Source organism: Rhodobaculum claviforme (assembly GCF_016653255.1).
Taxonomy (GTDB): Bacteria; Pseudomonadota; Alphaproteobacteria; order Rhodobacterales; family Rhodobacteraceae; genus Rhodobaculum; species Rhodobaculum claviforme.
Genome location: NZ_NHSD01000213.1, coordinates 1 through 3,920, shown reverse-complemented (window position 1 = coordinate 3,920; position 3,920 = coordinate 1). Strand labels below are relative to the sequence as shown.

The following is a 3,920-nucleotide window of genomic DNA, read 5'->3' as shown; positions in this document are numbered from 1 at the left end:
CCCGCGATCATGGCGCAGGCCGACGGCAGCCGGGTGGCCTGTCACCGGGTGGAGGAGGCGGGCCACCCCTGACCCCCGGCCAGCCGCCGCGGCCACCCCGGTGTCGCCCGCTGCGGGCTTCGTGGCGGGCCTTGCGGCGGGCCTTGCGGCGGGGCCGTGCGCCCGATGCCGGTGGGCGTGCTGCGGGCGGGATCTCTGTCCGGCATCCCCCACGACCGGCGCGGGATGCGCCGCGCGCGTCTGCACTCCACCGGCGTCGTCGGTGCCGCCCCGCAAGGCGCTGCCGGATCGCGCATCCCTGATGCGCATCCGCCAGCGCCGGGGCGCGGATGTCCGCCGCCAGGGATCCCCCCGCGCCGCCCCGCAACCGCCGGGAGCGCCTCTGGCGGACACGGCCCCGGATGCCCCGGTCGCCGGGCACAAGGCCGGGGGCGGATGTCCGTCATCAGGCGACGCCGGTGGGGCTGTGCGCGCTTGCGTCCGGCCTGCCGGGTGACCCCGCCGTCCGGGTGGTGGGCCCGGTTGGTGGGGTCCGGGTGGTGGGGCCCGGGTCGCGTTGACGGAGCCGCGCTCGGGGGCGCCGGGCCACGGCCCCGCACCGGCTGTGGCGATGTCCAGCGCTGCGCGAACGGCCGCGGCGCTGCCGGTCGCCGATCCGGGCCCGTCATCCCGAGGCGCCCGAGAGCCACGGCCGTATCGCCCCGCCCGACCGGGATCGGCACCACCCGTCGCCCAACGATTTGTCTTGACGTCCCGAATGCACTGCACGGACCGCAGCGCCGGACCGCGCGACAAAGGACCGGGCGACAAAGGACAGGGCGCAGGGATGGGCGGCGGTTGGCGATGACCGGAGGTGCAGGAAAATAGCCCGTTTGGGTAGCTGTCTTAACTTTTGATTGATCGAATCACCTGATCGAAGGTATAGGTTAATGCGTGGTTAATGGGGCGGAATGGACATGAATTACATTTCAAGAGGATACACGACCGGCCTTGTCTTGGCCGGAACACTTGCACTTGTGGTCGGCGCAACGTCCGCCGCCGCACAGCAGACGCAGATGCGCTTCGAAGGCCTCTTCGGCACGTTGCTGGTGGAAGACAGCGACACCAATAATAATGTGAGTGGTGTCGCCGACCGTATCACATTCAATCTGGACAGTGATGATGCAGGGGTCCTCATTGGGTTGGGGTTGACGGCTTTCAACTTCACGGGCGGCTTGTGCCCTCAGTGCCCGACTCGTCTGGACTTAAATACGGGTGAGCTGACGTCAACTGGGCTCGTGGGGCCGTTTTCGATCACGGTGACTCGGACGGGCTTCACGCTGCCGACGGCGCTGCCCTTCATCGGTCAGCTGGCATACAGCGGCAATGTGAGCGGCAACACGGTCGTCACAACGGGTTGGTGGGATCCGGACAATGAACTGTTCGGGGACACGAGGCTCATCGCTTCTACCACGCAAACCGGGAGCTATGGCGGAGATATTTTCACGGTTGAGGATGCCGCATCGCCCTTCAGTCTCACCCTGCGCATGGAGTTCACCAACGGTATTGCCTCAGGCGGCATTCGTGGCGGAGGGGACGTCCGCTTGACCCCCATCCCGGTTCCGGCCGCGCTGCCGCTCCTGCTGGGCGGTCTGGGTGTCCTCGGGCTTGTCGGTCTGCGTCGCCGGTCGTCGCAGGCGGCGTGATCTTCCGCCGGTCCGGCGGTGGGGTGGCGTGACAGCCACGATCCCTCCATCGGGCCGGTGACCGTGTCGCCCGCACGGATCGGATGTCGTGACATTTCGATCCCGCGGGTGGCACGGACCGGAAATCGATCCCCTCGGAGTTGTGTGTGTTCCCTTGCAGGCCCGGAAATGCCATTGCGGAACTATACCCCAGGATGAATTCCTGCGCCCCAAATCGCCTTTCGCGCGAGTTTCATCTTCGGGATCTTTTGCAGGCGCCTACTCCGGAACCCTGTGCCGCGCCAGCTCCGTCCTTCGTGCCGTCCCGGGCGACATGCGGATCGCCCGACGTGTCACCGCATCGGCCTCCGGTTTTCCGACCCACGCTGCTTTTGCAATTCCGCCATTGATCCTTGTCTTCGGGGTGTCCTGGCCGCGGATGCGGAAGTGCCCCGGAAACGCTTTGCAGTGAGGAGGTCGCGCGTGTACCGGGCGTTTATCCTGTTGACCGTCGTCCTGTTCGCCCATCCGGTGCAAGCCGCGACAGACAGCGGCATGACCGCCTGGATGTTCGGCGGACAGCCCGCCTTTCCCACATCGACATACCCCGAGATCGCGGCCCCCCGGATCGCGCCCCCCCGGACTTCGGCGCAACCGACCGCCCCCGATGCGCAGGACCTCTCCAGCCCGTCGCTGCTGTTCGCGGTGTATCCCGTGGACATGCGGGTGATGCCGAGCGCACCGCTGATCTGGCCCGGCGTCGATGTCTCGGCGTTGACGGTTGCGCTGGATCTGAGGTCGCGCCCGATCGCGCTGATGAACCTGCCCGACGGGTCGGGGGCCGCTGCTGCCGCGCGGGCGGCCCGGGCGCAGCCGGGTCTGGCGGCGCGGGTGCTGCGCAAGCTCAGGTCCCTGCCGGGTGGCGATCGGATGGTCGATGCCGCACCGCTGGCGGCGGGCGGGCTGTTGCTGGTTGTCGCGAGCTTCGGGACCGGCTTGCTGGTGGCGCGCGGACGGCGCTGGCGGCGCTCGGCCCTGCGCCGTGCCCGCCGCTCGGCCGAGGACGCGGGGGCATCCTCCAGGAAACGGGACTGGGTCGCCTCGCCCAGCCCGCTGGCGGTGGTGCGAGAGAGCCAGCAGCGCGCGATGGAGGCGGCCGCCGCGCCGTTCCCCGCGCAGACCTCGCAGCAGGCCGCCCAGCAGGCCCCCCAGCAGATCGGGGAATTGCAGCTCCTGCTGGCCGCCCAGAAGCTGGCCGAGACCCTCCTCCAGACGCATGACGAGGCGGCCTCGGGCGCGCGCCGCAGCGGCCGCAGCCGCGGACGATCCCGCCGTCGGACCCACAAGCGCGTCAGCTATTCCGGCACCTGATCCTGACGTCTCCGGACTGCGCCCCGGACTGCGCCCCGGACTGCGCCCCGGACTGTGCCCCCAACGGCGCGGCTGGCGCGCGCGGGGGATGCGGCGGCCCCGGAGACCCGCGCCGCACGCAGGGCATCCGTCCCGGCAGGTCCGCCGCCCCTCTGCCGCCCCTCTGCCGTCCCTTTGCCGCCCCGAGGTCCGCTCAGCCATCGGCAAAGCGGTAGCCGACGCCGGGTTCGGTGAAGATGTAGCGCGGGTTGCCCGCGTCGCAGCCGATCTTGGCGCGCAGCTGGCGGATGAAAACGCGCAGGTACTGGCTGTCCTCGCGGTGGGCCTTGCCCCAGACATGCTCCAGCGCGGCGCCCTGTGTCACCAGCCGCCCGGCGTTGGAGGCCAGCAGCCACAGCAGGTCGAACTCCTTGCGGGTCAGCTTGACCGGCGCGCCCGCCTTGGTGACCGTGCGCGCGGCCGCATCGATGGTCAGATCCGCGATGGTCAGCGCGGCGCCCTGCGGGGGCTCGGGCCCGCGGTCGCGCAGGAGGCCGCGCAGGCGGGCGAGCACCTCGCGGATGCCGAAGGGCTTGGTGACGTAATCCTGCGCGCCCGCGTCCAGAAGCGCCACCTTCTCCGCCTCGCCCGCGCGCACCGACAGGACCAGAACGGGGACGGCGGACCACTGCCGAAGTTCCCCCAGCACCGCGCGGCCGTCCATGTCCGGCAGGCCGAGGTCGAGGATCACCGCCTCGGGCGTCGTCAGGGCGGCGGCCTCGATGCCGGCGCGGCCCGTCGCGGCCTCGGTGACGTGGTGGCCCTCGGCCTCGAGGGCTGCGCGCAGGAAGCGGCGGATCGGGGCCTCGTCGTCGATGATGAGGATGCGGGCGGGACCGGGTTGGG

Annotated in this window: 3 protein-coding genes; 2 read left to right on the top strand and 1 reads right to left on the bottom strand. The window is 70.5% G+C overall.

Annotation, left to right across the window (positions count from 1 at the left end):
- The first annotated feature begins 950 nt into the window (after positions 1 to 950).
- Both CCR87_RS07495 and CCR87_RS07490 read left to right on the top strand, forming a co-directional pair.
- Positions 951 to 1,685, top strand: coding sequence for a hypothetical protein (locus tag CCR87_RS07495; protein WP_201156929.1), 735 nt, complete (start codon positions 951 to 953; stop codon positions 1,683 to 1,685).
- Between the two features lie 462 nt (positions 1,686 to 2,147).
- The gene (locus CCR87_RS07490; RefSeq protein WP_201156928.1) at positions 2,148 to 3,035 is read left to right on the top strand and encodes a hypothetical protein; all 888 of its coding nucleotides are present in this window, start codon (positions 2,148 to 2,150) and stop codon (positions 3,033 to 3,035) included.
- A gap of 193 nt (positions 3,036 to 3,228) precedes the next feature.
- On the opposite strand, the gene CCR87_RS07485 is transcribed toward CCR87_RS07490, so the two are convergent.
- The coding region (locus CCR87_RS07485; RefSeq protein ID WP_242511907.1) for a response regulator at positions 3,229 to 3,920 on the bottom strand (692 nt) is incomplete at its 5' end.

Coding starts and splice junctions, on each gene's coding strand:
- CCR87_RS07495 (WP_201156929.1), top strand. CDS start 951: ATGGACATGAATTACATTTCAAGAGGATACACGACCGGCCTTGTCTTG.